At 70.4% G+C, this 26920-nt stretch carries 22 protein-coding genes; 14 read left to right on the forward strand and 8 right to left on the reverse strand.

Features of this window, described 5'->3' with window-relative positions:
• Positions 1–287: 287 nt before the first annotated feature.
• Positions 288–782, forward strand: coding sequence for a MarR family winged helix-turn-helix transcriptional regulator (locus ACFYWI_RS19365; protein WP_389233500.1), 495 nt, complete (start codon positions 288–290; stop codon positions 780–782).
• A 2-nt stretch (positions 783–784) separates the two neighbouring features.
• On the forward strand, positions 785–1246 hold the full coding sequence (locus ACFYWI_RS19370) for a hypothetical protein (RefSeq protein WP_389233503.1): 462 nt from the start codon (positions 785–787) through the stop codon (positions 1244–1246).
• A gap of 51 nt (positions 1247–1297) precedes the next feature.
• Here the strand turns inward: ACFYWI_RS19370 and ACFYWI_RS19375 are convergent, their stop codons facing one another.
• Positions 1298–2083, reverse strand: a complete 786-nt coding sequence (locus tag ACFYWI_RS19375; RefSeq protein WP_389233506.1) for a sulfite exporter TauE/SafE family protein — start codon at positions 2081–2083, stop codon at positions 1298–1300.
• Between the two features lie 203 nt (positions 2084–2286).
• On the opposite strand from ACFYWI_RS19375, the gene ACFYWI_RS19380 reads away from it, so the two are divergent.
• Genes ACFYWI_RS19380 through nirD form a run of 3 tightly spaced genes read left to right on the forward strand, consistent with a single transcriptional unit; the run spans position 2287 to position 6504 of the window.
• Positions 2287–3564, forward strand: coding sequence for an NAD(P)/FAD-dependent oxidoreductase (locus ACFYWI_RS19380; RefSeq protein ID WP_389233509.1), 1278 nt, complete (start codon positions 2287–2289; stop codon positions 3562–3564).
• Position 3565: 1 nt separating this feature from the next.
• Positions 3566–6157, forward strand: coding sequence for a nitrite reductase large subunit NirB (gene nirB, locus ACFYWI_RS19385; protein ID WP_389233512.1), 2592 nt, complete (start codon positions 3566–3568; stop codon positions 6155–6157).
• Complete coding sequence (gene nirD / locus ACFYWI_RS19390; protein WP_389233515.1) at positions 6154–6504, forward strand: nitrite reductase small subunit NirD; 351 nt, start codon at positions 6154–6156, stop codon at positions 6502–6504. Before nirB ends, nirD begins: the two co-directional genes overlap by 4 nt.
• Positions 6505–6624: 120 nt before the next feature.
• Here the strand turns inward: nirD and ACFYWI_RS19395 are convergent, their stop codons facing one another.
• Positions 6625–7047 (reverse strand): VOC family protein, encoded by a 423-nt coding sequence (locus tag ACFYWI_RS19395; protein ID WP_389233518.1) that lies wholly within the window; start codon positions 7045–7047, stop codon positions 6625–6627.
• A 142-nt stretch (positions 7048–7189) separates the two neighbouring features.
• On the opposite strand from ACFYWI_RS19395, the gene ACFYWI_RS19400 reads away from it, so the two are divergent.
• A complete protein-coding gene (locus tag ACFYWI_RS19400; RefSeq protein ID WP_389233521.1) occupies positions 7190–7999 on the forward strand; it encodes a CoA transferase subunit A in 810 nt (269 codons plus the stop codon).
• Between the two features lie 378 nt (positions 8000–8377).
• Complete coding sequence (locus tag ACFYWI_RS19405) at positions 8378–9538, forward strand: alkaline phosphatase PhoX (RefSeq protein ID WP_389233524.1); 1161 nt, start codon at positions 8378–8380, stop codon at positions 9536–9538.
• On the opposite strand, the gene ACFYWI_RS19410 is transcribed toward ACFYWI_RS19405, so the two are convergent.
• From ACFYWI_RS19410 to dusB, 3 genes are all read right to left on the reverse strand, one after another.
• Positions 9508–10533 carry an ArsR/SmtB family transcription factor gene (locus ACFYWI_RS19410; RefSeq protein WP_389233527.1) on the reverse strand — a complete coding sequence of 342 codons (1026 nt, stop codon included), beginning with the start codon at positions 10531–10533 and terminating at the stop codon, positions 9508–9510. The genes ACFYWI_RS19405 and ACFYWI_RS19410 overlap by 31 nt on opposite strands.
• Before the next feature lie 599 nt (positions 10534–11132).
• The gene (gene ppdK / locus ACFYWI_RS19415; RefSeq protein ID WP_389233530.1) at positions 11133–13841 is read right to left on the reverse strand and encodes a pyruvate, phosphate dikinase; all 2709 of its coding nucleotides are present in this window, start codon (positions 13839–13841) and stop codon (positions 11133–11135) included.
• A 420-nt stretch (positions 13842–14261) separates the two neighbouring features.
• The gene (dusB, locus tag ACFYWI_RS19420) at positions 14262–15458 is read right to left on the reverse strand and encodes a tRNA dihydrouridine synthase DusB (RefSeq protein WP_389233533.1); all 1197 of its coding nucleotides are present in this window, start codon (positions 15456–15458) and stop codon (positions 14262–14264) included.
• 52 nt (positions 15459–15510) lie between these two features.
• On the opposite strand from dusB, the gene ACFYWI_RS19425 reads away from it, so the two are divergent.
• The 4 genes from ACFYWI_RS19425 (at position 15511) to ACFYWI_RS19440 (ending at position 21703) form a co-directional block, all read left to right on the forward strand.
• Positions 15511–16932: an MFS transporter gene (locus ACFYWI_RS19425; RefSeq protein ID WP_389233536.1), complete on the forward strand. Its 1422-nt coding sequence runs from the start codon at positions 15511–15513 to the stop codon at positions 16930–16932.
• Between the two features lie 364 nt (positions 16933–17296).
• Entirely contained in the window at positions 17297–19627 is a 2331-nt protein-coding gene (locus ACFYWI_RS19430) for an ATP-binding protein (protein WP_389233539.1), read from the forward strand.
• 152 nt (positions 19628–19779) lie between these two features.
• Positions 19780–20514, forward strand: a complete 735-nt coding sequence (locus tag ACFYWI_RS19435) for a dioxygenase (protein WP_389233541.1) — start codon at positions 19780–19782, stop codon at positions 20512–20514.
• Between the two features lie 31 nt (positions 20515–20545).
• Positions 20546–21703 carry a hypothetical protein gene (locus tag ACFYWI_RS19440; RefSeq protein ID WP_389233544.1) on the forward strand — a complete coding sequence of 386 codons (1158 nt, stop codon included), beginning with the start codon at positions 20546–20548 and terminating at the stop codon, positions 21701–21703.
• Positions 21704–21890: 187 nt separating this feature from the next.
• On the opposite strand, the gene ACFYWI_RS19445 is transcribed toward ACFYWI_RS19440, so the two are convergent.
• Positions 21891–22091, reverse strand: coding sequence for a DUF6243 family protein (locus ACFYWI_RS19445; RefSeq protein ID WP_389233547.1), 201 nt, complete (start codon positions 22089–22091; stop codon positions 21891–21893).
• 270 nt (positions 22092–22361) lie between these two features.
• Between ACFYWI_RS19445 and ACFYWI_RS19450 the strand changes: the two genes are divergently transcribed.
• Positions 22362–23381: an aldo/keto reductase gene (locus tag ACFYWI_RS19450; protein ID WP_389233550.1), complete on the forward strand. Its 1020-nt coding sequence runs from the start codon at positions 22362–22364 to the stop codon at positions 23379–23381.
• A gap of 59 nt (positions 23382–23440) precedes the next feature.
• Positions 23441–24025 (forward strand): TetR family transcriptional regulator, encoded by a 585-nt coding sequence (locus ACFYWI_RS19455; protein WP_389233553.1) that lies wholly within the window; start codon positions 23441–23443, stop codon positions 24023–24025.
• Positions 24026–24047: 22 nt separating this feature from the next.
• Here the strand turns inward: ACFYWI_RS19455 and ACFYWI_RS19460 are convergent, their stop codons facing one another.
• Together ACFYWI_RS19460 and ACFYWI_RS19465 are read right to left on the reverse strand one after the other, a co-directional pair.
• Positions 24048–24254, reverse strand: a complete 207-nt coding sequence (locus ACFYWI_RS19460) for a hypothetical protein (protein ID WP_389233556.1) — start codon at positions 24252–24254, stop codon at positions 24048–24050.
• 115 nt (positions 24255–24369) lie between these two features.
• Complete coding sequence (locus ACFYWI_RS19465; RefSeq protein WP_389233559.1) at positions 24370–25752, reverse strand: glycine--tRNA ligase; 1383 nt, start codon at positions 25750–25752, stop codon at positions 24370–24372.
• Between the two features lie 144 nt (positions 25753–25896).
• On the opposite strand from ACFYWI_RS19465, the gene ACFYWI_RS19470 reads away from it, so the two are divergent.
• Entirely contained in the window at positions 25897–26874 is a 978-nt protein-coding gene (locus ACFYWI_RS19470) for a metal ABC transporter substrate-binding protein (protein WP_389233562.1), read from the forward strand.
• Positions 26875–26920 lie beyond the last annotated feature (46 nt).

Consider the following 26920-nt stretch of genomic DNA (forward strand, 5'->3'; position numbering starts at 1 on the left):
GCCCTCCCAAGAGCATTTCCCGGCGGTGAAGGGGCGGGAGTCAAGGGTGAAGCGAAGCGAAATCGCCAACGGCGACGCGAGGGAGGAACGACCGAACGCCCTTGACACCCGACCCGCAGCCGCCACCATCAAGACCAGGAGGGCGGCCCCACGTTCACCACGCCGACCCGGCCCAGGCCAGGACCGGTTCGTGCACCCGCCACCCCTGCGCAATGCCGGCCAAGGCCTGATGGCGGAAGGGATCCAAGTACTAGCCATGGACATAGTATTCATGTACAGTATCCCGCATGACCTCCGCACCGAACGGTCCGACGCCCGGCTACCTGGTCTGGCGTCTGTCGACGAAATGGCGCGTCGCCGTCGACCGGGCACTCGCACCACTGAGGCTGACCCACGCGCAGTACGCCCTGCTCGCCTCGCTGCACGGCATGCAGCGGTCCGGGCAGAGCCCAAGCCAGCGCCAACTCGCCGACCACACCGGTCTGGAGCCGCTGTACGTCTCGAAGCTGGCCCGCACCCTGGAGTCGGCGGGACTCGTCCGACGCACCCCCGATCCGGCCGACACCCGCGCGGTCCAGCTCTCGCTCACCCCTGAGGGCCGGGACGCCGGCAGCCGCGCCATCACGGTCGTGCACGAGCTGCTCGACCGGCTGCTCGCGCCGCTCGGCGGACTGGACGGCCCGCGTACCGAGGTGCTCACGCGCGAGCTGAAACTGCTGCTCGAAGCCCCGCTCGACGCACCGCCCGCCCCGATAGCGACACCGACTTCGTCCAAGGAGTAACCATGTCCACCACCCCGGTTCTCAACAGCCAGATCGTCGGGCAGGCCCACTACGCGACGCGCGCCCTTCTGGACCGCGAGCTGGCCCGTACCGGCAATACGTTCCTCCAGTCCATGGCCCTGAACGCGACCGCGAGCCAGGGCGGCGCCGCCGACGTGGCCGCGGTAGTGCACCGCCTGACGTCGACCCTGAAGATCGACGAGGCGACGGCGCTCGCCACCGTGGCCGAGCTGGTCGACGCCGAGCTGCTCGAGTCGCCGGACGGCGATGCGGACCGCGTCGCCCTCACCGGGCCGGGCCGCACCTTCCAGGCCCGGATCGCGGCGCTCGGCACCGAGTTGGGTGCGCGGGTCTACGGCGACCTCCCGGCCGAGGATCTGGCGATCGCCGCCCGCGTCCTGACCGAGGTCACCGCGCGCGCCAACGCCCTCCACGCCGAGACCGCCAACGCCTACGCCCCCTGACCGGCCCCGACCGTCACCGGGAGCGGCAGCAGCCCGGACAACCCCCGCGGGTCACGCCGTCCACTGGTCGAAGGCCAGCTTCGCGACCAGCGAGAAGACGACGAACAGCAACACCCCGCGCACGAACTCGCTGCCCTTCCTCAGGGCCATCCGGGCGCCGATCATCGCGCCCGCCAGATTGAATACCGCCATCAGCGCGGCCAACTGCCACAGCACCGTTCCCTGGTACGCGAACATCGCCAGCGCACCGGCGTTGGTACACACGTTGACGATCTTGGCGTTGGCCGATGCGGTCACCAGGTCGAGGTGGAGTACCGCGGTGAGCGCGAGGACCAGGAACGTGCCGGTGCCCGGGCCGAAGAGGCCGTCGTAGAAACCGATCCCGCCCCCGACCAGGACGACCGCCACGACGGCGCGGGTCCGGCCGACACGGCGGTCCCCTGCGTCCGTCCCCGTACCGAAGGAGGGGCGCAGCATCACGAACTCGGCGACGCCGAGCAGCACCACCATGATCACGGGACGGAGCACCTCGCTGCTGATGCCTGCCGCGAAGAACGCCCCGCCCATGGAGCCTGTGAGGGCCGCGACACCGATCCGTACGGCGGTCTTCACCTGCACCGGGGTCCTGCGTACGTAGGTGAGGGCCGCGCCGGAGGTGCCGACGATCGCGACGGCCTTGTTGGTGCCCAGGATGTGCGCGGCCTGGATGTTCGGCAGTCCGAGCAGCAGGGCGGGCAGGAGCAGTAGTCCACCGCCGCCCACCACCGCGTCGATCCAGCCGGCCGCGAGGGCCGCGATGCACAGGACGACGAGTGTGGTCAGTGATATGTCGGGCACGCCCAGGACCCTACGAACGAGATACGTGGCCCGTCCAACGATCCGCCGGTTCCTGAGCCTCTCCTGAGGTTCCCGGGGCCCTCGCGGCACCGGGGAGCGAGCGGCTCCCCTCACAGGCCGGGCCCCGGGGCGCTGAGGGCAAGGTTGCTCGTGGGAAACAGAAGGGAACCTGCCGGGTAACACCGACGCCGCACGCTGCATGCATGGCTTCAGAGATCGTGGTGATCGGCGGCGGGACGGCAGGCACGCGGCTCGCGCGTCAGCTCGGCGCGGGTGCCCGCGTCACCGTCCTCGCCGAGGAGTCGCACGCCCCGTACAACCGGGTGCTCCTCGCGGAGGTCCTCGCCGGGCGCTATGGCCCCGAGGTGATCGCCCTGCCCGAGGTGCCGGTGCGGCGCGGGGTACGGGCGGCCTCCGTCGACCGCGAGCGGCGCCTGGTGCACTGCGCGGACGGCACATCGGTACCGTACGACCGGCTGGTCCTCGCGACCGGTTCGAACCCGGTACTGCCACCGTTGCGCGGTATCGGCCCCGGGCTTCCCGAGGGCGTGCACCCCTTCCGCACCATGGACGACTGCGCGGCGCTCTCCGAGGCAGTGGTCCCCGGCATCCGCGCGGTCGTCGTCGGCGGCGGGCTGCTCGGCGTGTCCGCGGCCCGCGCTCTCGCCTCCCGCGGCGCACGTGTGGTGCTGGCCCAGCAGGGCGAGCACCTCATGGAACGCCAGCTCGACGTCTCCGCGTCCGCGCTGCTGCGCACGCATCTGGAGTCCCTCGGGGTCGAGGTGCACACGGAGTGCCGGGTGCGCGGGCTGCGCTGCGGCGACGACGGCGCGGTCAGCGCGGTCGCGCTCGCCGACGGCTATGCGCTGGAGGCCGAGATCGTGGTGCTGGCCTGCGGGGTGCGCCCCCGGGTGGGCCTGGCGGTGGACGCCGGGCTCGAGGTGCGGCGCGGCATCGTCGTCGACGACGAGCTGCGCACCTCGGATCCCCGCATCCACGCCATCGGCGACTGCGCCGAGCACGCCGGCGTCGTCCATGGGCTGGCGGGCCCGGCCCTTGAGCAGGCGGACGTTCTCGCGTCCGTCCTGAAGGCGGAGGCGGAGGCGGACACCGGCGCCGCGCCCCGCCGCACCGGCGCCGCGCCCCGCTACACCGGCACCCGGGCCCTGACCCGGCTGACGCTGACCGCACCCGTCCCGGCCGTCGAGAGCGAGCGCCACCCGCACTCCATGGCCGGACCGCTCGATCTGGCCGCTTTCGGCGACCCGACCCCCCGCCCGGGGGACGACGTCGTCCAGCTCGCCGACGCCACCCGGGGCGCGTACCGCAAGGTCGTCGTCCGCGGGGACCGGCTCGTCGGCGGGGTACTGCTCGGGGATCTCGCCTCGGTCGGCGCGCTCGCCCGGGCCTGGGAGGGCGACGAGGCCCTGCCTGACTCCGTGCCCCTGCTCCACCTGCTCACGAATGATGGAGGCCTCTGACATGCCTGCGAAGTCCACCCCCACGATCGTGGTCGTCGGCCACGGCATGGTCGGCCAGCGATTCCTGGAGGCCCTCGCAGAGCGGGGCGTCACCGACCGGGCGCGGATCGTCGTGCTGTGCGAGGAGCCCCGGGCGGCCTACGACCGGGTGCGGCTGACCTCGTACTTCTCCGGAAACACCCCCGACGACCTGTCCATGGTCGAGGACGGCTTCCTGGAGCGGCACGGCATAGAGCTGTACCTGGACGACCCGGCCGAGGCCATCGACACGGCCGCCCGCACGGTCACCTCGCGGGCCGGGCTGACGATCGCGTACGACACGCTCGTCCTGGCCACGGGCTCGTATCCGTTCGTGCCGCCGGTGCCGGGCAAGGACGCCGAGGGCTGCTTCGTCTACCGCACGATCGAGGACATCCTCGCGATCGAGGAGTACGCCAAGACGGCCCGCGTCGGCGCGGTCGTCGGCGGCGGCCTGCTCGGTCTGGAGGCGGCGGGCGCGCTCAAGGGCCTGGGGCTCGAGACCCACATCGTGGAGTTCGCGCCGCGGCTGATGCCGGTGCAGGTGGACGCGGGCGGCGGCGCGGCCCTGCTGCGCACCATCGAGAACATGGGGCTGAGCGTCCACACGGGCGTCGGTACCCAGGAGGTCACCGTCGGCGAGGCGGGCGCGGTCAACGGCATGGCCCTGTCGGACGGTTCGGTGCTCCCCACCGACCTGGTGGTCTTCTCGGCCGGCGTACGGCCCCGGGACCAGCTCGCCCGTGACGCCGGGCTCGCCGTGGGCGAGCGCGGCGGCATCGTCGTCGACGAACAGTGCCGGACCTCGGACCCTTCGGTCTTCGCGATCGGCGAGTGCGCACTGGCCTCGGACGGCCGCGTCTACGGTCTCGTCGCGCCCGGCTACGAGATGGCCGAGACGGCCGCCGCGGCGCTGGAGGGCGACGTCCGGTCCTTCACCGGCGCCGACCTGTCCACCAAGCTCAAGCTGCTCGGTGTGGACGTGGCCTCCTTCGGTGACGCGCACGGCGCGGCCGAGGGCTGTCTCGACGTCGTCTACTCCGACTCCCGTTCGGGCATCTACAAGAAGCTGGTCATCGACCCGCAGGGCACGCTGCTCGGCGGCATCCTGGTCGGCGACGCGGAGACGTACGGCACGCTGCGCGCGCTGACCGGCTCGGTTCCGCCCGTCTCCCCCGAGCAGCTGGTGCTGCCCGCCGGCGCCGGCGGCCCCGTCGCACTGGGTCCCGCCGCGCTGCCCGACGAGGCCGTGATCTGCAGCTGCCACAACGTCACCAAGGGCGCGATCCGCGGCGCGGTCACCGAGCACTCGTGCACCACCGTGCCCGAGGTGAAGAAGTGCACCAAGGCCGGTACGGGCTGCGGCAGTTGCGTCAAGGTGCTGGGCCAGCTGGTCAACGCCGAGCTGGAGGCGTCGGGCGTCGAGGTCGACAAGGGGCTGTGCGCCTGCTTCGGCCAGACCCGGCAGGAGCTGTACGAGATCGTGCGGGCGCTGCGCATCACCTCGTACCAGCAGCTGCTGGACGCACACGGCCGTGAGGCGGCCCGGGGCACGAACGGCTGCGAGATCTGCAAGCCGACCGTTGCCTCGGTCATCGCCTCGCTGGCGCCGACCATCGGCGCGGACGGCTATGTGCTGGAGGGCGAGCAGGCGGCGCTGCAGGACACCAACGACCACTTCCTCGCCAACATGCAGAAGAACGGCTCGTACTCGATCGTGCCGCGCATCCCGGGCGGCGAGATCACTCCCGAGAAGCTGATCGTGATCGGTGAGGTCGCCCGTGACTACGGCCTCTACACCAAGATCACCGGTGGTCAGCGGATCGACCTGTTCGGTGCGCGCGTTGACCAGCTGCCGCAGATCTGGGCCCGGCTGGTGGACGCCGGCTTCGAGTCCGGGCACGCCTACGGCAAGGCACTGCGGACCGTGAAGTCCTGTGTGGGGCAGACCTGGTGCCGCTACGGCGTGCAGGACTCGGTCCGTATGGCGATCGACCTGGAGCTGCGCTACCGGGGCCTGCGCTCTCCCCACAAGCTGAAGTCGGCGGTATCCGGCTGCCAGCGCGAGTGCGCGGAGGCCCAGTCCAAGGACTTCGGTGTGATCGCGACGGCCAACGGCTGGAACCTGTACGTCGGCGGCAACGGCGGCGCGACCCCGCGCCACGCGGATCTGCTGGCGCAGGACCTGTCCGACGCCGAACTGATCCGTCTGATCGACCGGTTCCTGATGTTCTACATCCGCACCGCCGACCGGCTCGAGCGCACCTCGACGTGGCTGGAGCGGATCGAGGGCGGCCTCGACCACATCCGGGACGTGGTCGTGAACGACTCGCTGGGCATCTGCGCCGAGCTGGAGGCGCTGATGGCCGACCATGTCGCCAACTACCGCGACGAGTGGTCGCAGACCATCAACGACCCGGAGCGGCTGCGCCGCTTCGTCTCCTTCGTCAACGCGCCCGATGTGCCGGACCCCACGGTGAAGTTCGTGCCCGAGCGCGACCAGGTCAAGCCCGATCTGCCGCTGCTGTCCATCCGTCCGCTGGAACAAGCCCTGGAAGGTACCGCCGTCCGATGACGATCGCCCCTGAGAAGACGGAAACGCAGGTCCAGCTCCGGGTGGGCCAGGACTGGCTGGCGCTGTGCTCGCCGGCGCATCTGACGCCGGGCCGCGGGGTTGCGGCCCTGCTGCCCGACGGCCGGCAGGCCGCGATCTTCCTGGACCGTGAGGGCACGCCGTACGCCATCGACAACCGCGACCCGTTCAGCGGGGCGCAGGTCCTGTCGCGTGGGCTCGTCGGCTCGTTCCAGGGCCGCCCGTTCGTCGCCTCGCCGCTGCTCAAGCAGCGCTTCGACCTGGAGAGCGGGCGCTGCCTGGACGACGAGTCGATGTCGGTGACGACGTACGAGGTGCGGCTGCACTGAGCCGGCCGTACCGCACCGCGAACTCCGCTCACGCGTCGCATGTCACTGCCCTGACGCCTCGCGACGCGTGAGCGGCCGCCCTTTCGGGCCATGAGGCGTCCTCGGCCACGGCGCCTCGCCTCACCGGCCCTCGGCCATCGCCTTCCTCGCCGCCTCCTCGTCCATCCACATGACCTCCCACAGGTGGTTGTCGGGGTCCTGGAAGGAGCGCCCGTACATGAATCCGTAGTCCTGGGGGTCGTTGGCGGGTGTGCCGCCGGCGGCGAGGGCGGCGTCCGCGAGCTCGTCGACCTTTTCCCGGCTGTCGGCGCTGAGGCAGAGGATGACCTCGGTTGAGACGGCGGCGTCCGCGATCTCCTTCTTCGTGAAGTCCTTGAACCGCGGCTCGGTGAGCAGCATCGCGAAGATGGTGTCGCTGATGACCAGGCAGGCGGCGTTGTCGTCGGTGAACTGCGGGTTGAAGGAGTACCCGAGCTTGCTCCAGAACGACGTGATGGCGTCCAGGTCGCGCGTGGGCAGGTTGACGAAGATCATCTGGGGCATGGCTGCCTCTCTCATCCGTAAGTGGTGCTGTGCCGTGCGTTCCATGAGGTAGACGGGGACGTCGGGCCATACTCATCGCTGTCCCGGGAATTTCTGCCGGAACTGTGACCAGCCCGGGCACCGAGCATCACGGAGCGCGACGATGGCGGAGATCCGTAGCCTGCACGATGCCGTGGCGGACCTCGTCCACGACGGCGACACCCTCGCGCTGGAGGGCTTCACCCATCTGATCCCGTTCGCCGCGGCGCACGAGATCATCCGCCAGGGCATCACCGATCTGACCCTGGCCCGGATGACCCCGGACATCGTTCATGACCAGTTGATCGGGGCCGGCCTGGTGAGGAAGCTGGTCTTCTCCTGGGGCGGCAGTCCCGGGGCGGGCTCGCTGCACCGGTTCCGGGACGCCGTGGAGAACGGCTGGCCGCGCCCGCTGGAGCTGGACGAGCACAGCCACGCGGGCATGGCGCACCGCTATGTGGCGGGCGCTTCCGGGCTGCCGTTCGCGGTGCTGCGCGGCTATCGGGGCTGTCGCGGCTCCGGCGACATCGCCCGCTCGGACACGGTCTCGAGTGTGAAGTGTCCTTTCACGGGCGAGGAGTTGGTGGCTGTGGCCGCGCTTAACCCGGATGTGACGATCATCCACGCCCAGCAGGCCGACCGTTCGGGCGCGGTGCAGTTGTGGGGCCTGACCGGGGTGCAGAAGGAGGCCGTGCTGGCGGCAAGCCGGGTGCTGGTGACCGTGGAGGAGGTCGTCGGTGAGCTGACGCCGCGGCCGGGGGCAATGATGCTGCCGTCCTGGGTGATCGACGCGGTGAGCCCGGTGCCGGGCGGTGCCCGTCCGTCGTACGCCGCCGGGCACTCGGAGCGCGACAACGCCTTCTACCGGGACTGGGACCAGATCTCCCGGGACCGGGCGGCGTTTCGCGCCTGGCTCACGGAGCTGGAGCGGTGAGTGGGTCCGCATCCGCGTCGTCACCGTGCACCTCGGGGTGCTGCATCCGGATCCGGCCACAGCTGAACGGGTGTTGAGCAAGGTTCATACGGGCGCCACTGTGACGCGAGTGCAGGATGCGGCGGTCCGAGACCTTCGTTGTACCAGCTCAGAAGAGGTGAACGCGCTGCCCACGCGATACGAATCGACGGCTCTACGCGCCCCGAAAGCCGCCTGACCTCAAAGGAGTTGCGTATGAACATGGCCGAATACATTCGACGTCTCCGCTTCATCGCTTGTTGACGTTCCGTCAACTCGCTACTTCTAGGTTCCGGAACGCGCGAACCCTGTGGCGTCGACCGGCGCGACGGGGCAGTCATCCACACCCTGGAGTGACACGTGGAACGTCGCAGTTTCCTGCGCGGTGCAGTCATCGGTACCTCGGCCGCCGCCTTCGGCGGCACACTGATGCAGGGCGCCGCGTCCGCGGCCCCGGCGCAGCCCGGCCCCGGCCCGTACGGGGCGCTCGGCGCGGCGGACGCCAATGGCATCATGCTGCCCAGCGGCTTCACCAGCCGCGTGATCGCCCGGTCCAGCCAGGTGGTCTCCGGCACCTCGTACACCTGGCACAACGCCCCTGACGGCGGCGCCTGCTTCGCCGACGGATCGGGCTGGATCTACGTCTCCAACTCGGAGATCAACCCGTCGGGCGGCGCGAGCGCCGTCAAGTTCAACTCGTCCGGCACGGTCACCGGCGCGTACCGGATCCTGTCCAACACCCGCCAGAACTGTGCCGGTGGCAAGACCCCGTGGAACACCTGGCTGTCCTGCGAGGAGGTCAGCCTCGGTTACGTCTACGAGACCGACCCGTACGGCGTGAACGCGGCCGTGCAGCGCCCCGCGATGGGCAAGTTCAAGCACGAGGCGGCGGCCGCCGACCCGGTGCGCCAGGTCATCTACCTGACCGAGGACGAGTCCAGCGGCTGCTTCTACCGCTTCATCCCCACCACCTGGGGCAACCTCTCCTCCGGCACGCTCCAGGTGCTCAAGGCCGGTACCGCCACCTCCGGCTCCTTCACCTGGCAGACCGTCCCCGACCCGGACGGCTCGCCGACCGCGACCCGCAACCAGGTGTCCGGCTCGAAGAAGTTCAACGGCGGCGAGGGCTGCCACTACGCCAACGACACGGTCTGGTTCACCACCAAGGGCGACAACCGTCTGTGGCAGCTCAACCTGGCCACCAGCACGTATGAGCTGGCCTACGACGACTCGCTGGTCGTCGGCGGCGGTGCCCCGCTGACCGGCGTCGACAACGTCACCGGCTCCTCCTCGGGCGATCTGTTCGTCGCGGAGGACGGCGGCAACATGGAGATCTGCATCATCACGCCGGACGACGTCGTCGCGCCGTTCCTGCGGATCACCGGCCAGTCGAGCTCGGAGATCACCGGTCCGGCCTTCTCGCCGAACGGGCAGCGGCTGTACTTCTCCAGCCAGCGCGGCACGAGCGGCAGTTCGTCGGGCGGCATCACCTACGAAGTGACCGGTCCGTTCCGGGCGTAGGCCACGGCCTGAACCGGGGCGCCGCCGCGCAGCAGGGCGGCGCCCAGCGGAGTGAGCGTGTGCAGCACCGCGTTGCCGTGGCGCAGGGTCACCACGAGCCCGGCCTCGCGCAGGACCGCGGCGTGCTGGCTCGCGGAGGCGAGGGACACCCCCGCCCTGCGGGCCAGTTCGCTGGTCGTACAGCCGTCGCGGATGGACTGGAGCACCGCGGAGCGGGTGTGGCCCACCAGGCGTCCCAGCGACGGGCCCCCGGCGTCGCCGTCGCCGAAGGCCGGCTCACCGCTGTGGGAGACCGGATAGACCAGGACCGGCGGCAGTTCGGAGTCGCGGTAGACCACCGGGGTGCCGCGGCAGAAGAACGACGGCTGGAGCAGCAGTCCCCGTCCGTCCAGGCGCAGTTCACGGTCGACGGGGTAGTCGGCCTCGAGCACCGGGGCACGCCAGCGCAGCGCCGGCGGCAGCGAGGCGAGCAGTTCGTCCGCACCGCCGTCGAGCAGCGCCCGCCCGCGCACCGCACGGTCCGCCTCCACCCTGGCCTGGACATGCGGCCAGTACGGCTCCAGCGCGGCCTTCCAATAGGTGCGCAGCGCCCCCACGAGCCGGGCGAGCGGCTCGCTGCGTCCCTCGGCGAGCGCGGCGAGCCGGCCGGGCAGCATACGCAGCGCGGGGCGCTGGGCGGCCGCGAGGGCCAGTTCGGTGCGCAGCCGGGCGGGCGGGGTGGCCCGCAGGGCCTCCAGGCCCGCGTCCAGCCCTTCGCGGGCCTCCGGCGGGGTCAGAAAGTCCGGGAAATAACCCCGTGGCGGAACCAGCGCGGCCAGGAGGCGTGTTTCACCACTCACCCGGGCGCGGGCCTGAGAGCGCCATTCCCCGAAGACCAGAGCACCGCGCCGGTCGCGCAATCGGTGAAAGCTCAGAATCGATTCCCACAACGCGTCCGGCCTGGCCGCGATCCTGACCCGGGCCCAGTCGTCCGCAGTGAAATGAATACGTAGCACCGAACCCCCACATGTTGCATCCGCAATCGCCCCCGCCACTGAGTATGCACGCAGTCACGGGACGTTACCAGGATGTTTCAGCCACACTTGAAAGCCCTCGCGAGCCTTGGGGGGCAACCGAAAGGCTGTACGACGTCGGGCATGAAACCTTCTGTCACCGATGTGACGCAGCGAGGACCGTGGGGGGCTTTGCGCGTCCGGCGGCGGTGGCGGAGGTTGCGGCTCCGTGTCCGGCACGGGTAATGGAGCGCGGCTCGCGGGTGGGGATCCGCGGGCCGCGTTCCGCCCATTCTTTGCGCTATGAATGGCAGAAATTCGATTGTTGTTAAAGGTTCGCGGTCGACCCATTACTGGTCCGGCATTCAACAGCGAGCGAAAGAGGTCCGACCATTCCAGCGGCCCCGATGGAGCCGGCCGGAAGCGGCGTGCGGAGAGACTTTCCTGAAGGCGGACCTACGCGGGCATGCGGAAGGGGCGGGCGCCCCGCACAAGGCGCCCGCCCCTTCCTTTGGTTTCCGGAGCTGTCACCGGGTCACCGGTGAGGGTCGGGTCCGGGTCCCGGGGGCATGCCCCCGGACCCCGGCGACGGCTCCGGCGCCCTATCGGGAGTCGCTGCCGGACGACTGGGCCGCGGCCCGGCCCGCCTCCAGCCGCGCCACCGGGATACGGAACGGGGAGCAGGAGACGTAGTCCAGGCCCACCTCGTGGAAGAAGTGCACGGACTCCGGGTCGCCGCCGTGCTCACCGCACACACCGAGCTTGAGGTCGGGCCGCGTGGCCCGGCCGGCCTGGACCGCGCTGCGTACGAGCGAGCCGACGCCGTCCCTGTCGATCGTCTCGAACGGGGAGACCCCGAAGATGCCCTTCTCCAGGTAGGCCGTGAAGAACGAGGCCTCGACGTCGTCGCGGGAGAAGCCCCACACGGTCTGGGTGAGGTCGTTCGTACCGAAGGAGAAGAACTGTGCCGCCTCGGCGATCTGACCGGCGGTCAGCGCGGCGCGGGGCAGCTCGATCATCGTGCCGATGGTCAGCCTGAGGTCCGTACCGGTGGCGGCCTCCACCTCGGCGATGACCTGGTCGGCCTCCTCGCGGACGATCTCCAGCTCCTGGACGGTGCCCACGAGCGGGATCATGACCTCGGCGCGCGGGTCGCCCTTGGCGTTCTTGCGCTCGGCCGCGGCCTCGGCGATCGCCCGTACCTGCATGGCGAACAGACCGGGGATGACCAGGCCGAGGCGTACGCCGCGCAGACCCAGCATCGGGTTCTGCTCGTGCAGCTTGTGCACGGCCTGGAGGAGCCGCAGGTCGTTCTCGTTGGCGTCCTTGCGGGACTCGGCGAGGGCGACGCGCACCGACAGCTCGGTGATGTCCGGCAGGAACTCGTGCAGCGGCGGGTCCAGGAGCCGGACGGTTACGGGCAGTCCGTCCATCGCCTCGAAGAGCTCGACGAAGTCCTTCTTCTGCAGCGGCAGCAGGGCGCCCAGCGCCTGCTCGCGCTCGTCGTCCGTGTCGGCGAGGATCAGCCGCTCGACCATCTCGCGGCGCTCACCGAGGAACATGTGCTCGGTGCGGCACAGGCCGATGCCCTGCGCGCCGAACCGCCGTGCGCGCATCGCGTCCTCGGCGTTGTCGGCGTTCGCCCGTACGCGCAGCCGGCGTACCCGGTCCGCGTACGCCATGATCCGGTGCACGGCGGCGACCAGCTCGTCGGCGTCGTCGGCGCCCGCGTGCATCCGGCCCTCGAAGTACTCGACGACCGGGGAGGGCACGACCGGCACCTCACCGAGGTACACCTTGCCGGTGGAGCCGTCGATGGAGACGACGTCGCCCTCCTCGATGACGGTGCCGTTCACCGTCATCCGGCGGCGCTTGGTGTCGACCTCGAGGTCCTCGGCGCCGCAGACACAGGTCTTGCCCATGCCGCGCGCGACGACGGCCGCGTGCGAGGTCTTGCCGCCGCGTGAGGTCAGGATGCCCTCGGCGGCGATCATGCCGTCCAGGTCGTCGGGGTTGGTCTCACGGCGGATCAGGATGACCTTCTCGCCGGAGCGCGACCACTTGACGGCCGTGTACGAGTCGAAGACCGCCTTGCCGACCGCCGCACCCGGCGACGCGGCGATACCGCGGCCGAGCAGCTCGGTCTTGGCGTTGTCGTCGAAGCGGGGGAACATCAGCTGCGCCAGCTGTGCGCCGTTGACGCGCTGCAGCGCCTCGGCCTCGTCGATCAGGCCCTGGTCGACCAGCTGGGTGGCGATCCGGAAGGCGGCACCGGCGGTGCGCTTGCCGACCCGGGTCTGCAGCATCCACAGCTGGCCGCGCTCGATGGTGAACTCGATGTCGCACAGGTCCTTGTAGTGCGTCTCGAGGGTTTCCATGATCTGCATCAGCTGGTCGTACGACTTCTTGTCGATCGACTCGAGCTCGGCGAGCGGCACGGTGTTGCGGATACCCGCGACGACGTCCTCGCCCTGCGCGTTCTGCAGGTAGTCGCCGTACACGCCCTGGTGGCCGCTGGCGGGGTCGCGGGTGAAGGCGACGCCGGTGCCGGAGTCGGGGCCGAGGTTGCCGAAGACCATGGAACAGACGTTGACGGCCGTGCCGAGGTCGCCCGGGATGCGCTCCTGGCGACGGTAGAGCTTGGCCCGGTCGGTGTTCCACGAGTCGAAGACCGCGTGGATGGCGAGGTCCATCTGCTCGCGCGGGTCCTGCGGGAAGTCGCGACCGGCCTCGGTCTTGACGATCTTCTTGAAGTTCTTGACCAGCTTCTTCAGGTCGGCCGCGTCGAGGTCGGTGTCGACGGTGACCTTCTTGGCCGCCTTGGCCTCGTCGAGGGCTTCCTCGAAGAGCTCGCCGTCGACGCCCAGCACGGTCTTGCCGAACATCTGGATGAGGCGGCGGTAGGAGTCCCAGGCGAAGCGCTCGTCGCCGGCCTGCTGCGCGAGCCCGGTCACGGACTCGTCGGAGAGGCCGATGTTGAGGACGGTGTCCATCATGCCGGGCATCGAGAACTTCGCGCCCGACCGTACGGATACCAGCAGCGGGTCGTCGGCCTGGCCGAGCTTCTTGCCCATCGTCTGCTCGAGGGCGTCGAGGTGGGCACTCACCTCGTCGCGGAGCGCGGTGGGCTCCTGGCCGCTCTCGAGGTAGACCTTGCACGCCTCGGTGGTGATCGTGAAGCCGGGAGGTACGGGAAGGCCGAGGTTGGTCATCTCGGCGAGGTTCGCACCCTTTCCGCCGAGCAGGTCCTTGAGGTCCTTGTTGCCCTCGGTGAAGTCGTAGACGAACTTCTGATCTTTGTTTTCCGACACGGGTCTCGACTCCTCGAGGACTCGGTGGCTGCCCTGACGGCGAGGAACATACCCAGATCAAAGGCGTCTGGGTACGTCCACTTGCGCGTCATACGGCCTTAACCACTCGTCCGCCACCAGATCGAAAGCGCCCTGAGGCGGGGGAGGTTTAGACCGCCTGCTTCAAGTCCTGAACACATGGACACCCACAGCGATGTGATGTTGGAATTTATCGGCGGAGAGTCACCTCAGCGTCGATGATCCGAAGACCAAAGGGATGGCACTCAGTGCCACCCTTTGAGAGATGCACCCGTCCGCATTTCGCTCATCTGAGCGCTACCTCTATCAGGGGTGGCGAGAATCACGCCGCTGCACCCGACCCGATTCCATCATCCGGACCCCAGGACGCCTCAGGCATCCCGACCGTCGCTGCGCCGCCGGTCAGCCGCCCGAGGTGTCCAGTTCCGCGTCCGCACTGATGCCCGCGCAGTCGTACGGATCCCTCAGCCAGCCGTCCGGCAGCACGACCCGGTTGTTCCCCGACGTACGCCCACGCGGCCCGTCGGCGCCCATGGGCCACGCCTGATCCAGATCGAGCTCGCTCAACTGAGCGCCCAGTTCGTCCAGCGACGAGGTGATCGCCAGCTTCTTGCGCATCTCCGAGCCCACCGAGAAGCCCTTGAGGTACCAGGCCACGTGCTTACGGAAGTCGATCACCCCTCGCGTCTCGTCACCGATCCACTCCCCCAGCAGCCGCGCATGGCGCAGCATCGCGTCCGCGACCTGGCGCAGCGAGGGGCGCGCGTATCCATCAGCGGCTCCGCCACCGGCACCGCCGCGGCCCTCGAACGCGGCGACCAGATCACCGAACAGCCACGGCCGCCCCAGGCAGCCGCGCCCCACGACCACGCCGTCGCAGCCGGTCTCGCGCATCATCCGCAGCGCGCCCTCGGCCGACCAGATGTCGCCGTTGCCGAGCACAGGGATCTCGGGGACATGCTCCTTGAGGCGCGCGATCGCGTCCCAGTCCGCCGTGCCGCCGTAGTGCTGCGCCGCAGTACGCCCGTGCAGCGCGATCGCCGTGACACCTTCCTCGACCGCGATACGGCCGGCGTCGAGATAGGTGATGTGGTCGTCGTCGATGCCCTTGCGCATCTTCATCGTCACCGGCAGGGCGCCCGCGTTGGAGACCGCCTCGCCCAGGATCGCCCGCAGCAGCGGCCGCTTGTAGGGGAGGGCGGAGCCACCGCCCTTGCGGGTCACCTTGGGGACCGGGCAGCCGAAGTTCAGGTCGATGTGGTCGGCGAGGTCCTCGTCCACGATCATGCGCACGGCCTTGCCGACGGTGACCGGGTCCACTCCGTACAGCTGGATCGAGCGAGGGGTCTCGGTCTCGTCGAAGTGGATGAGCTGCATCGTCTTCTCGTTGCGCTCGACCAGCGCCCGCGTGGTGATCATCTCGCTGACGAACAGCCCCTTGCCGCCGCTGTACTCACGGCACAGGGTGCGGAAGGGAGCGTTGGTGATGCCGGCCATGGGCGCGAGCACCACAGGGGGCTGCACGGCGTGCGGGCCGATCTGCAGCGTCGAGGGCATCGAGGACGGGGTGAGCGTGGCCGACGGGGCAAGCGTGGTCATTCGCCCATTGTCGCTCACGCCCAGGTTGTTTAGTTAGCCGTACTATTCACGCATGCCGGAGCTCAGTCATCGCAGACAGATGCTGGTGCTGGCGATCTGCTGCATCAGTCTGCTGATCGTCAGCTTGGACAACACCATCCTGAACGTCGCCCTGCCCTCCATCCGCGACGAACTGGATGCCTCGATCGCCGGGATGCAGTGGACCGTCGACGCCTACACGCTGGTCCTCGCCGCGCTGCTGATGCTGGCCGGTTCCACCGCCGACCGGATCGGGCGCCGCAAGGTCTTCGTGGCCGGGCTCGTCGTCTTCACCGTCGGCTCCGTCCTGTGCTCCCTCGCGACGAACCTCGAGTCACTCGTCGCCTTCCGCATGGTGCAGGCCGTCGGCGGCTCCATGCTCAACCCCGTCGCGATGTCGATCATCACCAACACCTTCACCGATCCGCGCGGGCGTGCCCGCGCCATCGGCGTCTGGGGCGGTGTCGTCGGCATCTCCATGGCCGCGGGCCCGGTCGTCGGCGGCCTTCTCGTCGACGGCATCGGCTGGCGTTCCATCTTCTGGGTCAACGTGCCCGTGGGCATCGCCGCCCTCTTGCTCACCTGGCGTTACGTACCGGAGTCCCGTGCCCCGAAAGCACGCCGCGCCGATCCCGTGGGCCAGATCCTCGTCATGGTGCTCCTCGGCTCACTCACCTACTCGATCATCGAGACCGACCTCTTCTACGCGGCCGTCGCGGCCGTGGCCCTGACCGGCCTGCTGCTGTACGAACCCCGGCGCCACGAACCCCTGATCGACCTGCGTTTCTTCCGCTCGGCGCCGTTCAGCGGAGCCAACGTGATCGCAGTGTGCGCCTTCGCATCGCTCGGCGGCTTCCTGTTCATCAACACTCTCTATCTGCAGGATGTCCGCGGCATGTCGGCACTGGACGCCGGCCTGTACATGCTGCCCATGGCCGTGCTGACCGGGGTGTGCGCGCCGCTGTCGGGCCGGCTGGTCGCGAGCCGTGGCCCCCGCCTGCCCCTGCTGGTCGCCGGTACGGCGATGGCCGCGTGCGGGGTGCTGTTCGCCGCGTTCGAGGCCGAGTCGTCCACGGCGCTCCTCGTCACCGGGTACGTCCTGTTCGGCCTCGGATTCGGCATGGTGAACGCCCCGATCACCAACACCGCCGTGTCCGGGATGCCCCGCGCCCAGGCCGGCGTGGCCGCCGCGGTCGCCTCCACCAGCCGTCAGATCGGCCAGACGCTGGGCGTCGCCGTCATCGGAGCCGTACTGGCCGCGGGAGTCTCCCCGGCCGCGCACACCGACGGATTCGTGGCTGCCAGCCGGTCCGCCTGGTGGGTCATCGCCGGCTGCGGTCTGTTCGTCCTGCTGGCCGGGGCGCTGACGAGCGGGCCCTGGGCACAGGAGACGGCACGCCGCGCCGCGGAACGAATGGAGCCCCCCGCCCAGCAGCCCGAGCGCGCCCCGGCGTAGCGGCGGGCGCCGGGCCGGTAGGGCGTGGATCACCCTTGGGCAGACCTGGTGGTGGGCGCGTGCCCGCTCGGCAAGGATGCGACGGGTGAGCGGAAGTCGAGCGTGCGAGGTGTGCGGAGGCGAGCTGGGCGGACGGAGCGGGACGGGGAGAGGGGGGCGGCCCGCACGTTACTGTTCCGACGCCTGTCGCCAGCGTGCCTTCCGGCGCCGCTCGGTCCGGCACGCCGAGGGGGCGGCCCGCGACCGGGCGTCGCGGGACCGGGCCGGCCAGAACGGGGCGACCCCGCCGCCGCGGACAGCCCCACTGCCCCGGGCGCTGGACTCCTTCGTCGGTCGCCGTGCGGAACTGGCCCGGTTGCCGGCCTTGCTGAAGTCCTCCCGGCTGGTGACCCTCACCGGCCCCGGCGGAGTGGGCAAGACGCGGCTGGCGCTGGAGGCCGCAGCCGGGACGCGCGGCGGAGGCGGGCGGGCACGCTTCGTCGAGCTGGACGCGCTGCACCACGGCGACCGGCTGCCGCAGGCCGTGGCCGCCGCACTCGGTGTGGGCGAGCGGGGCGGCCGGACCGGCATCGACGTACTGGCCCATGCACTGGGCGGCGGGTCGGCCCTGCTGATCCTGGACAACTGCGAGCATCTGGCCGAGCCGTGCGCGCGGCTGGTGGCCCATTTGCTCGGCCGGTGCCCCCGGCTGCGGATCCTGGCCACCAGCCGGGAGGCGCTGCGGGTGCCGGGCGAGGTGGTGTTCCGCGTCGGTGAGCTGCCCCTGTCGCAGCCCGGCGAGGACGACGACCCGGCGGCCCTGCTGCGGGCCGACGCCGTCCGGCTGTTCGTCGATCGCGCGGGCAGCTCGGCGCCCGGCTTCGTGCCCGGGCCGGCCGAGGCCCGTACGGTGGGCGAGATCTGCCGCCGCCTGGACGGGCTGCCGCTCGCCATCGAGCTGGCGGCCCGCCGCGCCGGAACCCTGCCGCTCGGCGACATACTCGCCGGTCTGGACGACCAGCTCTCCCTGCTCACGGACGGCAGCAGAACCGGTCCGGGGCGGCACCGCGAGCTGGCGGCCGCGATCGACTGGAGCCATCGCTTACTCGACGCGCGGGAACAGACCTTCCTGCGCCGACTGGCCGTCCTCGTGGGCGGATTCGACGCGGCGGGGGCGGCCGCGGTCTGCGCCGACGGCACCGGCGACCGCGCCGACGGCGGCGGCGGTGAGGGCGCCCACGAGGACGGCAGGAGCAGCGACAGCGAGAGCGGCGACGGCAGGATGAAACCGCCGCAGGTGCTGCGTGTGCTGTGCGCGCTGGAGGCCAAGTCGCTGCTCGTCCGGCTGCCGGGCGACGGATCGGGCGCCGCCCGGTTCCGTCTGCTCAGCTCCGTACGCGCCTACGCCCTGGACCGCTTGGCCGAGTCCGGCGAACTGCACCACACCTGGCAGCGGGCCGTCCACTGGCTGACCGGCCTGCTGGACCTCGACGCGGACCAGGTTTTCGTCGACCAGGCCTGCGGGCCCCTGACGGCGGAGCGGGAGAACCTCGCGGCGGCCGTCGCCCACACCGCCGGCCGCGGTGGCACCCCGTACATACGACTGGCCCTCGCGCTGGCCCGGGTGCGCTTCCAGCAGGAGCAACCCACTGCGGCCCGCTCCCTGTTGGACCGGATCCTCGCAGGGGACAGTGAGCCGGTCCTCGGTGGTGCTGCCCTGGCGCTCGCCGCCCGGGCCGCCGGCCAGCAGGCCGACGGGGAGGCGGCACTGCACTTCGCCGAGCGGGCGGTGGAGGTCGAACGCGGCCGTGCCGGCCCCGCCGGTCTCGCCAACGCCCTGGACGCGCGGGCCGGCGCGCTGCTGTGCCGCAGCGACTTCCACGGCGCCGTCGCCGACTTCGCGGAGTGCCTGGACGTCGTCACCGCGCTCGGCCGCCCCCGCGAGACAGCGTGGTGCCGCCACCACCTCGCCTGGGCCCTGCTGCATGTCGGCAGGGCCGGCGACGCCGACGCGCTGATGTCCCTGAGCCTTCCGCTACTGCGGGCGCAGTCCGAATGGGGCCGTTCGGCGGCCGCGCTGCACACGGCCGGTGCGATACGGCTGGCGCTCGGCGATCTCGACGCGGCGGACGAGCTGTTCGCCGAAGCCGTGCGCACGGTGCCCGGGGAGAGCTTCCACTCCCTGTATCCGCTCGAGGGACTGGCCCTGGTGGCCGGCGAACGGGGAGATGCGCGCCGCTCGCTGCGGCTGCTCACGGCCGCCGCACAGGCGCGCAGACGGCTGGACACCGAGCCTGAGTCGGGGTGGCGGCGGCAGGTCGAGACGGCGACGGCCCGCGCACGCGCGGCCCTGCCCTCGGCGGTGGCCGACGACGTGGTGGCCGAGGCCCGCGGGCTGCGCTGGGACGGGCTGCTCGGCTACGCGCTCCACGGCGCCGAGGAGGCCACGTCTGCGGCCGGTGCCACGACCGGGAGGGACGACGGTTTCTCACTGACCGGCCGGGAGTCGGCGGTGGCCGCCCTGGTCGCCGAGGGGCTGACCAACCGGGAGATCGCCGCCCGGCTCGGCCTGTCGGCGAGCACCGTGGCCACCCACCTCGACAACGTACGGGACAAGCTGGGCATACGGTCCCGGACCCGGATCGCCCTGTGGGTGGCCGAAAGGGGGCGGGTCGCCGTCGCCCCTCGCGTATCGCACCGGGGCGAGGTTTCGTAACGCACCGAACCCGCCGGTCATGTTGACGATCCGCTCGTACGCGGCAGCGGCCACGCTGCTCGGAACAGGGCATTCCGAGGACTCGTGCACCAGGTGCCGGTCCTTACCCCCACGGAGTGCCCTGCCGCGCAGACGAACGGCAAGGAGACGCGATGCGGCAGGACCACGATGCGGGCGGCGGGCACACCAGCTCGCGAAGGGCGTTCATCCGGACGAGTTCGGTGGGAGTGACGGCCGCGGCCCTCGCCGCGACGGGCGCCGCCCCGGCCGCGCCGGTGAGCCCAGCGGCACCGGCCGCCCCCGCCCCACTGGTGACCGCGGTGCAGCAGGCCCGCGCGGCAGGCCGCCCCCTGGCCGTCACACCCGCCTGCGACGGCCACGAGACGCCGGCGGCGACGGAGGGCCCGCTCTTCAAGCCCGAGTCCCCCGAGCGCGGCAACTTCGTCACCCCCGGCATCAGCGGAGTACGCCTCGACGTCAGCGGCGTCGTCTACGACACCGCCTGCACCCCCGTGACGGGCGCTCTCATCGAGTTCTGGCAGTGCGACCAGAACGGCGACTACGACACCTCCGGCTTCGCGCTGCGGGGACACCAGTACACCAGCAACCGGGGCGCGTTCCGGCTGCAGACGATCATCCCCCGGGACTACTGGGGCCGTTGGGGCAACCGCGCGCCACACATCCACACCCAGGTGCAGGCTCCCGGCGGACCGGTCCTGATCACCCAGCTGTACTTCCCCGACGACACCCAGGCCTACGGCCGGGACTTCGCCGCGCTCAACGCCCAGGACCGGCTCCGCAACAGCGCCTGCACGATCACGCTGTCGGCCCCGAAGGACGGCCACTACACCGGCGCCTTCGACTTCGTCATCAAGACCACGGTCTAGTACCGACCGCCCGACACCAAGGACTCCCGTGATGAACACGAACACCTCATCCCGGCACCGGCGCGTACGACGGCGGCCCCTGCTGGCGTCACTGGCCGCCGGTGCCATCGCGACCGGCAGCCTGGCGGTCGCCGGCGCCTGGGCAGGACCCGCTCCCGACGAGGCCGAGGCCCCACCCGCCGCGCGGGCCGGAGAGTGGACGACGACCCCCGCCCCGGTGGAGAAGGGCGACCTCACCGCCGTCGCCGCGCTCGACGGCAAACAGGCGTGGGCCGTCGGCTACCGGCTGAAGGACAGCACCAACATCAAGAACGATGCGGTCGCACTCCGCTGGGACGGCTCCTCCTGGAAGCAGGAGTCGACCCTGCCCCCCGACAGCTTCCCGCAGGCCCTGGCCGTGAAGTCGGCCGACGACATCTGGACGGTCGGCGCCTCCTCCGCGCACTGGGACGGAACCGCCTGGACCGCGCACAACTTCGACCGTGACCCGAGCGGCCGCCTCACACCCGACGCGGTGGCGATCGCGTCCGACGGCAAGGCGTGGGCGGTCGGCCGGGCAGTGCCGCAGGGCATCAAGAACGGCGTACCCGCCGTCCAGGCGTGGGACGGTTCGGCCTGGCGCAAGCAGGCCCTCCCCGACGTCGGCAAGGGCGAGCTGACCGGCCTCGCCGTCGTCGCACCCGACGACATCTGGGCGGCGGGCGCGGCGTTCGCCACGGCCGACACCGAACAGGCCGCGCTGCTGCTGCACTTCGACGGCACCTCCTGGACACGCGTCGACGCGCCCCCGGGCAAGGAGGGCGAAAACCGCTGGTTCAGTGGCGTCACCGCGGTGTCCGCCGACGAGGTGTGGGCGGTGGGCGGCTCCGTCACCGGCAGCTCGGAACACCCCTTCGCCGCACGCTGGGACGGCAAGAAGTGGACCGCCGTCAGCACCCCGAACGTCCCCGACGGCCGGCTGCGCGTCGCCGCCAAGGACGGGAACGGCACGCTGTGGGCGGTCGGCGGCAAGGGCGCGGTCACCGTCGCGCTGCGCTGGGACGCCCAGCAGCGCCGCTTCGTACAGGCCCCCACCCCGTCGCTCGTGGTACGCGGCTTCACCGCGGTCCCGGGGACCGCCGACCTGTGGGCCGTCGGCATCGCCGAGAAGGGCGACCTGGTCCCCGTGGCGACCCGCTTCACGGGCTGACGCCCCGCCCGGGAGAACGGCCGGGGTCGCTCACCCCCGGCAAGCGCGAGCGCCCGGTTGCTGGACCGGGCGCTCGCGCGTTTCCGCTCCTGTACACGGATTCCGGTGAGACCCGGACTCCGTGTACAGGACCTGCTCAGCACAAGACCCCGCCTGCTCCCGAGAGCAGGGCGGGGTCTCGTCGTCGTCAGGCCTCGACCTGCGGCGACTGTTCCTCGTCCGCCGGGCTCCCGGCGCGCTCGCGCATCTTGCGGAGCAGTTCCTGCTTCTGGTCGTCGGCCGCCTTGCGGTCGGCGTTACGCGCGGGGCCGTTCCCCTGCTGGTCGGCGCGGGACAGCTTCTTGCGCTGTCCGCCCACACCGAGGAGGTTGTTGCGGCTCTTGGCCATGGGGTTCTCCCATCGTGGTGAGAAGAGACTCGGGAATGGTCAGGCGGTGGCGGGTGACCGCCGCGCTCTCACTCGTACAGCTGGAAGAACGAAGACATGCAGGTGACACTACCCCGCCCGGAGCGGCCGGGCCGCACGGTTTTCGGTCGTGGGACCCGACCGGAGCCCAGCCGAATGACGCATGACGACTGACAGATATTGAAATCTGTCAGTCGTCATGCCATAGTCGTATCTGTCATCGGATCGGCGTCGTCATCCAGGAGCTCTCTCATGACCCCCACCCCGCACCCCCACCGCACCCTCGGCACCACCGGCCCCCAGGTCTCCGCCCTCGGCCTCGGCTGCATGGGCATGTCCGCGCTCTACGGGGCCGCCGACCGCGCCGAGTCGGTCGCCACCATCCACGCCGCACTCGAAGCCGGCATCACACTGCTCGACACCGGCGACTTCTACGGGATGGGGCACAACGAGCTGCTGATCAACGAGGCACTGCGCACCGCCCCGCCCGCCCTGCGCGAAAGGGCCCTCACCAGCGTCAAGTTCGGCGCGCTGCGCACCGTCGAGGGCGGCTTCACCGGATACGACGGCCGGCCCGCCGCAGTCAAGAACTTCGCCGCGTACAGCCTCCAGCGGCTCGGCCGCGACCACATCGACATCTACCGGATCGCCCGCGTCGACCCGGACGTCCCGATCGAGGAGACCGTCGGCGCCATCGCCGAGCTGGTCGAGGCCGGTCACGTCCGGCACATCGGTCTGTCCGAGGCCGGCGCCGAGACGATTCGCCGGGCCGCCGCCGTCGCGCCGATCGCCGATCTCCAGATCGAGTACTCACTGATCTCGCGCGGTATCGAGCGGGAGATCCTCCCGACGGTCCGCGAACTCGGCATCGGCGTCACCGCGTACGGCGTGCTCTCGCGCGGTCTGATCAGCGGCCACTTCGCCCGTGACCGCGAACTCGCCCCCAGCGACTTCCGCGGGATGAGCCCGCGCTTCCAGGGCGACAACCTCCACCACAACCTCGACCTGGTCGACCGGCTGCGCAAGGTTGCCGAGCAGCAGGGCGTCAGCGTCGCTCAGGCCGCGATCGCCTGGGTGATGTCCCGCGGTGAGGACATCGTGCCACTGATCGGCGCACGCAGCCGCACCCGGCTGACCGAGGCCCTCGGCGCGCTGGACGTCACGCTGAGCGCCGACGGCCTGGCCGCGATCGAGCAGGCCGTCCCGGCCGACGCGGCCGCGGGCGAGCGCTACCCGGCGGCACAGATGGCCCACCTGGACAGCGAACACTGACCTGCGGGTACCGTCTGGTGGATCCTGTCCAGCGGTCCGTCGAAAGGCACGCACGCGCGATGACGCCCGAAGCATTGACCCCTGAGCGCATCCTCGAAGCCACCGAGGATGTCCTGCGCCGCTACGGCCCGGCGAAGGCCACGGTCGTCGATGTGGCACGTGCGCTCGGCGTCAGCCATGGCAGCGTCTACCGGCATTTCCGTACGAAGGCGGCACTGCGTGAGGCGGTGACGAACCGCTGGCTGGAGCGGACGGTGGTCGAGCTCGCGAAGATCACCGCGGGTAGGGAGCAGTCCGCTCCGCAGAAGCTGCGGCATTGGCTGCGGGCGCTGTTCACCGCCAAGCGGCACAAGGCCGGGGACGATCCTGAGCTGTTCGCGACGTACGGCGTGCTCATCGGGGAGAACAGCGACGTCGTGGAGGATCACATTCAGGAGCTGGTCGGACAGCTTCGGGCGATCATCGAAGAGGGTGTCGACGCCGGGCAGTTCGCATCACCGGACCCCGAGGCCTCGGCCCAGGCGGTGTTCGATGCCACGACCCGCTTCCACGACCCGGCCTATGCCTCCGACTGGCGAAAGCCCACGATCGACGGCGAGTTCGAGGCGGTCACCGAGCTGGTGCTGCGCGGGCTGAGCACCTGAGGCGCAGCCGACCGCCTCCCGGTCAACTCGCGCCGGGGTCCACGGTCGCCTGATGCGCCTCGGCGAGGTGTTCTTCCGCCTTGAGCCAGGGCAGGAACTGCGCGTTCTTGCGCCAACCGCAGGTGCCGCAGGTCAACTGCCGCTGCATGCCCGCCTTCTGGACCCGCACCCTGTGCTCCCGTCCGTGCTGGTCCCATCTGCTGACCTTGCTGGTGGTCATGGACGGCATGCGGTGCCTCCTGGCGCCTGCGGGTACGCGTGGGCCCAGTGTGCAACGAAGCCCCCGGTTCCGTACCCGGAACCGGGGGCTTGTTACGTCACCGCAAGGCGCCGCGCGAGCGGGCTCAGCAGCCGAGGAGGCGGCTGCCCAGGTAGCCCTGGATCTGGTCCAGGGAGACGCGCTCCTGCTTCATGGTGTCGCGTTCACGCACGGTCACCGCGTTGTCGTCGAGGGTGTCGAAGTCGACGGTGACGCAGAACGGGGTGCCGATCTCGTCCTGGCGACGGTAGCGGCGGCCGATGGCGCCGGCGTCGTCGAACTCGATGTTCCAGTTCTGGCGCAGGTCGGCGGCGAGGCCCTTGGCCTTCGGCGAGAGCTGCGGGTTGCGGGACAGCGGCAGCACGGCGACCTTGACGGGCGCGAGGCGCGGGTCGAGACGCATGACGGTGCGCTTCTCCATGACGCCCTTGGCGTTGGGGGCCTCGTCCTCGTTGTAGGCGTCGAGGAGGAAGGCGAGCATGGCGCGGCCGACACCGGCGGCGGGCTCGATGACATACGGCGTCCAGCGCTCGCCGGCTTCCTGGTCGAAGTACGACAGGTCGGTGCCGGAGGCCTTGGAGTGCGCCGAGAGGTCGAAGTCGGTGCGGTTGGCGACGCCCTCCATCTCGCCCCACTCGTTGCCGCCGAGCTGGTAGCGGTACTCGATGTCGGCGGTGCGCTTGGAGTAATGGGAGAGCTTCTCGGCCGGGTGGTCGTACCAGCGCATGTTCTCCTCACGCAGACCCAGGCCGGTGTACCAGTTCCAGCGCTGCTCCATCCAGTACTCGTGCCACTTCTCGTCCTCACCCGGCTTGACGAAGAACTCCATCTCCATCTGCTCGAACTCGCGGGTACGGAAGATGAAGTTGCCCGGCGTGATCTCGTTGCGGAAGGACTTGCCGATCTGCGCGATGCCGAACGGCGGCTTCTTGCGGGAGGTCTGCTGGACCTGGCCGAAGTTGGTGAAGATGCCCTGGGCGGTCTCGGGGCGCAGGTAGGCGATCGAGCCGGAGTCCTGGGTGGGGCCGAGGTGGGTGGAGAGCAGGCCGGAGAACTGCTTGGGCTCGGTGAAGGTGCCCTTGTTTCCGCAGTTGGGGCAGTTGAGGTCGGCGAGGCCGTTCTCGGGGAGCCTGCCGTGCTTCTCCTCGTACGCCTCCTCGAGGTGGTCGGCGCGGTAGCGCTTGTGGCAGGAGGTGCACTCGGTGAGGGGGTCGGTGAAGGTGGCGACGTGGCCGGAGGCCTCCCAGACCTCGGTGGCCAGGATCACCGACGAGTCGATACCCACGACGTCCTCGCGCGCGGTGACCATGTAACGCCACCACTGACGCTTGATGTTCTCCTTGAGCTCGACACCCAGCGGCCCGTAGTCCCAGGCGGCCCGCTGACCGCCGTAGATCTCGCTGCACGGGTAGACAAAGCCACGACGCTTGCTCAGGTTGACGATGGTGTCGATCTTGTCGGCGGCCACGGTGCTCTCTTCATTACGACGACGACGAACGGCGAATGCTTCAGGTTACCGGCGGCCGCACCCCCGGGATCAAATCGGTAGGGGGTGCGAGCAGCCCACCAGCTTTGTTGACAATCGTTTCCACTTTTGTTGAAAATGAGTGTCATGAACGTAGGACGACTCATACCCACCACCGCCGTCGCCGGAGCTGCCGCGCTCGGCCTCATGGCCGTCTCCGCCTGCTCCACCTCCGGCCCCGCCGAGCGCAGCGCCGACGGCAAGCTGAAGGTCGTGGCGTCGTTCTATCCCATGCAGTATCTCGCCCAGGAGATAGGCGGCTCCCATGTGTCTGTCTCCACCCTCACCCAGCCCGGGGTCGAGCCTCACGACCTGGAGCTGAAGCCCCGGCAGACCGCAGCGCTGAACGAGGCCGGTTTCATCCTCTATCTCCAGGGTGTACAGCCGGCCGTCGACGACGCAATAGCCGAGTCCGAGGTCGAGCACAAGGTCGACGCCGCGACCCTCACCACGCTGGAGGACCACGGCGCCGAGGGCGGCCACGACCACGGCCACGAGGAGCGCGCGGAGGAAGGCCACGAGGGCGAGGGCCACGCGCACGAGGGCGGCGACCCGCACATCTGGCTCGACCCGGTGAAGTACGCCGAGGTCGCCAAGGGCGTCGGCGACCGTCTCGCCACCGCCGACCCCGACCACGCCGCGGACTACAAGAAGAACACCGACGCGCTGGTCACCAAGCTCACCGCGCTGGACACCGGCTTCGAGCAGGGCCTGAAGAACAGCGCGACCAAGACCTTCATCACCACCCACTCCGCCTTCGGCTATCTCGCCGAGCGCTACGGGCTGGACCAGGAGGGCATCGCGGGCCTCGACCCCGAGAACGAGCCGAGCCCCGCGCGTATCAAGGAAATCCAGGCCATCGCCAAGAAGGACAAGGTCACCACCGTCTTCTTCGAGACGCTCGCCAGTGACAGGACCGCCAAGACCCTCGCGGCGGACACCGGTCTGAAGACCGACGTCCTCGATCCGCTCGAGGGAATCACGGACCAGTCCCAGGGACGTGACTACATCGAGGTCATGCGGTCCAACCTTGCCGCGCTGCAGAAGGCACTCGGCTCGCGGTGACAGTCGAAGAAGCGGTGACAGTCAAGGAAGCGACACCCACCCCACT

It is taken from the genome of Streptomyces sp. NPDC002889 (assembly GCF_042888425.1).
Lineage (GTDB): Bacteria > Actinomycetota > Actinomycetes > Streptomycetales > Streptomycetaceae > Streptomyces.

Excerpts from the sequence above, each read along its gene's own strand:
- ACFYWI_RS19365 (WP_389233500.1), top strand. The coding sequence starts at position 288 with ATGACCTCCGCACCGAACGGTCCGACGCCCGGCTACCTGGTCTGGCGT.
- ACFYWI_RS19370 (WP_389233503.1), top strand. The coding sequence starts at position 785 with ATGTCCACCACCCCGGTTCTCAACAGCCAGATCGTCGGGCAGGCCCAC.
- ACFYWI_RS19380 (WP_389233509.1), top strand. The coding sequence starts at position 2,287 with ATGGCTTCAGAGATCGTGGTGATCGGCGGCGGGACGGCAGGCACGCGG.
- nirB (WP_389233512.1), top strand. The coding sequence starts at position 3,566 with ATGCCTGCGAAGTCCACCCCCACGATCGTGGTCGTCGGCCACGGCATG.
- nirD (WP_389233515.1), top strand. The coding sequence starts at position 6,154 with ATGACGATCGCCCCTGAGAAGACGGAAACGCAGGTCCAGCTCCGGGTG.
- ACFYWI_RS19395 (WP_389233518.1), bottom strand. The coding sequence starts at position 7,047 with ATGCCCCAGATGATCTTCGTCAACCTGCCCACGCGCGACCTGGACGCC.
- ACFYWI_RS19400 (WP_389233521.1), top strand. The coding sequence starts at position 7,190 with ATGGCGGAGATCCGTAGCCTGCACGATGCCGTGGCGGACCTCGTCCAC.
- dusB (WP_389233533.1), bottom strand. The coding sequence starts at position 15,458 with ATGACCACGCTTGCCCCGTCGGCCACGCTCACCCCGTCCTCGATGCCC.
- ACFYWI_RS19425 (WP_389233536.1), top strand. The coding sequence starts at position 15,511 with ATGCCGGAGCTCAGTCATCGCAGACAGATGCTGGTGCTGGCGATCTGC.
- ACFYWI_RS19435 (WP_389233541.1), top strand. The coding sequence starts at position 19,780 with ATGCGGCAGGACCACGATGCGGGCGGCGGGCACACCAGCTCGCGAAGG.
- ACFYWI_RS19440 (WP_389233544.1), top strand. The coding sequence starts at position 20,546 with ATGAACACGAACACCTCATCCCGGCACCGGCGCGTACGACGGCGGCCC.
- ACFYWI_RS19445 (WP_389233547.1), bottom strand. The coding sequence starts at position 22,091 with ATGGCCAAGAGCCGCAACAACCTCCTCGGTGTGGGCGGACAGCGCAAG.
- ACFYWI_RS19450 (WP_389233550.1), top strand. The coding sequence starts at position 22,362 with ATGACCCCCACCCCGCACCCCCACCGCACCCTCGGCACCACCGGCCCC.
- ACFYWI_RS19455 (WP_389233553.1), top strand. The coding sequence starts at position 23,441 with ATGACGCCCGAAGCATTGACCCCTGAGCGCATCCTCGAAGCCACCGAG.
- ACFYWI_RS19460 (WP_389233556.1), bottom strand. The coding sequence starts at position 24,254 with ATGCCGTCCATGACCACCAGCAAGGTCAGCAGATGGGACCAGCACGGA.
- ACFYWI_RS19470 (WP_389233562.1), top strand. The coding sequence starts at position 25,897 with ATGAACGTAGGACGACTCATACCCACCACCGCCGTCGCCGGAGCTGCC.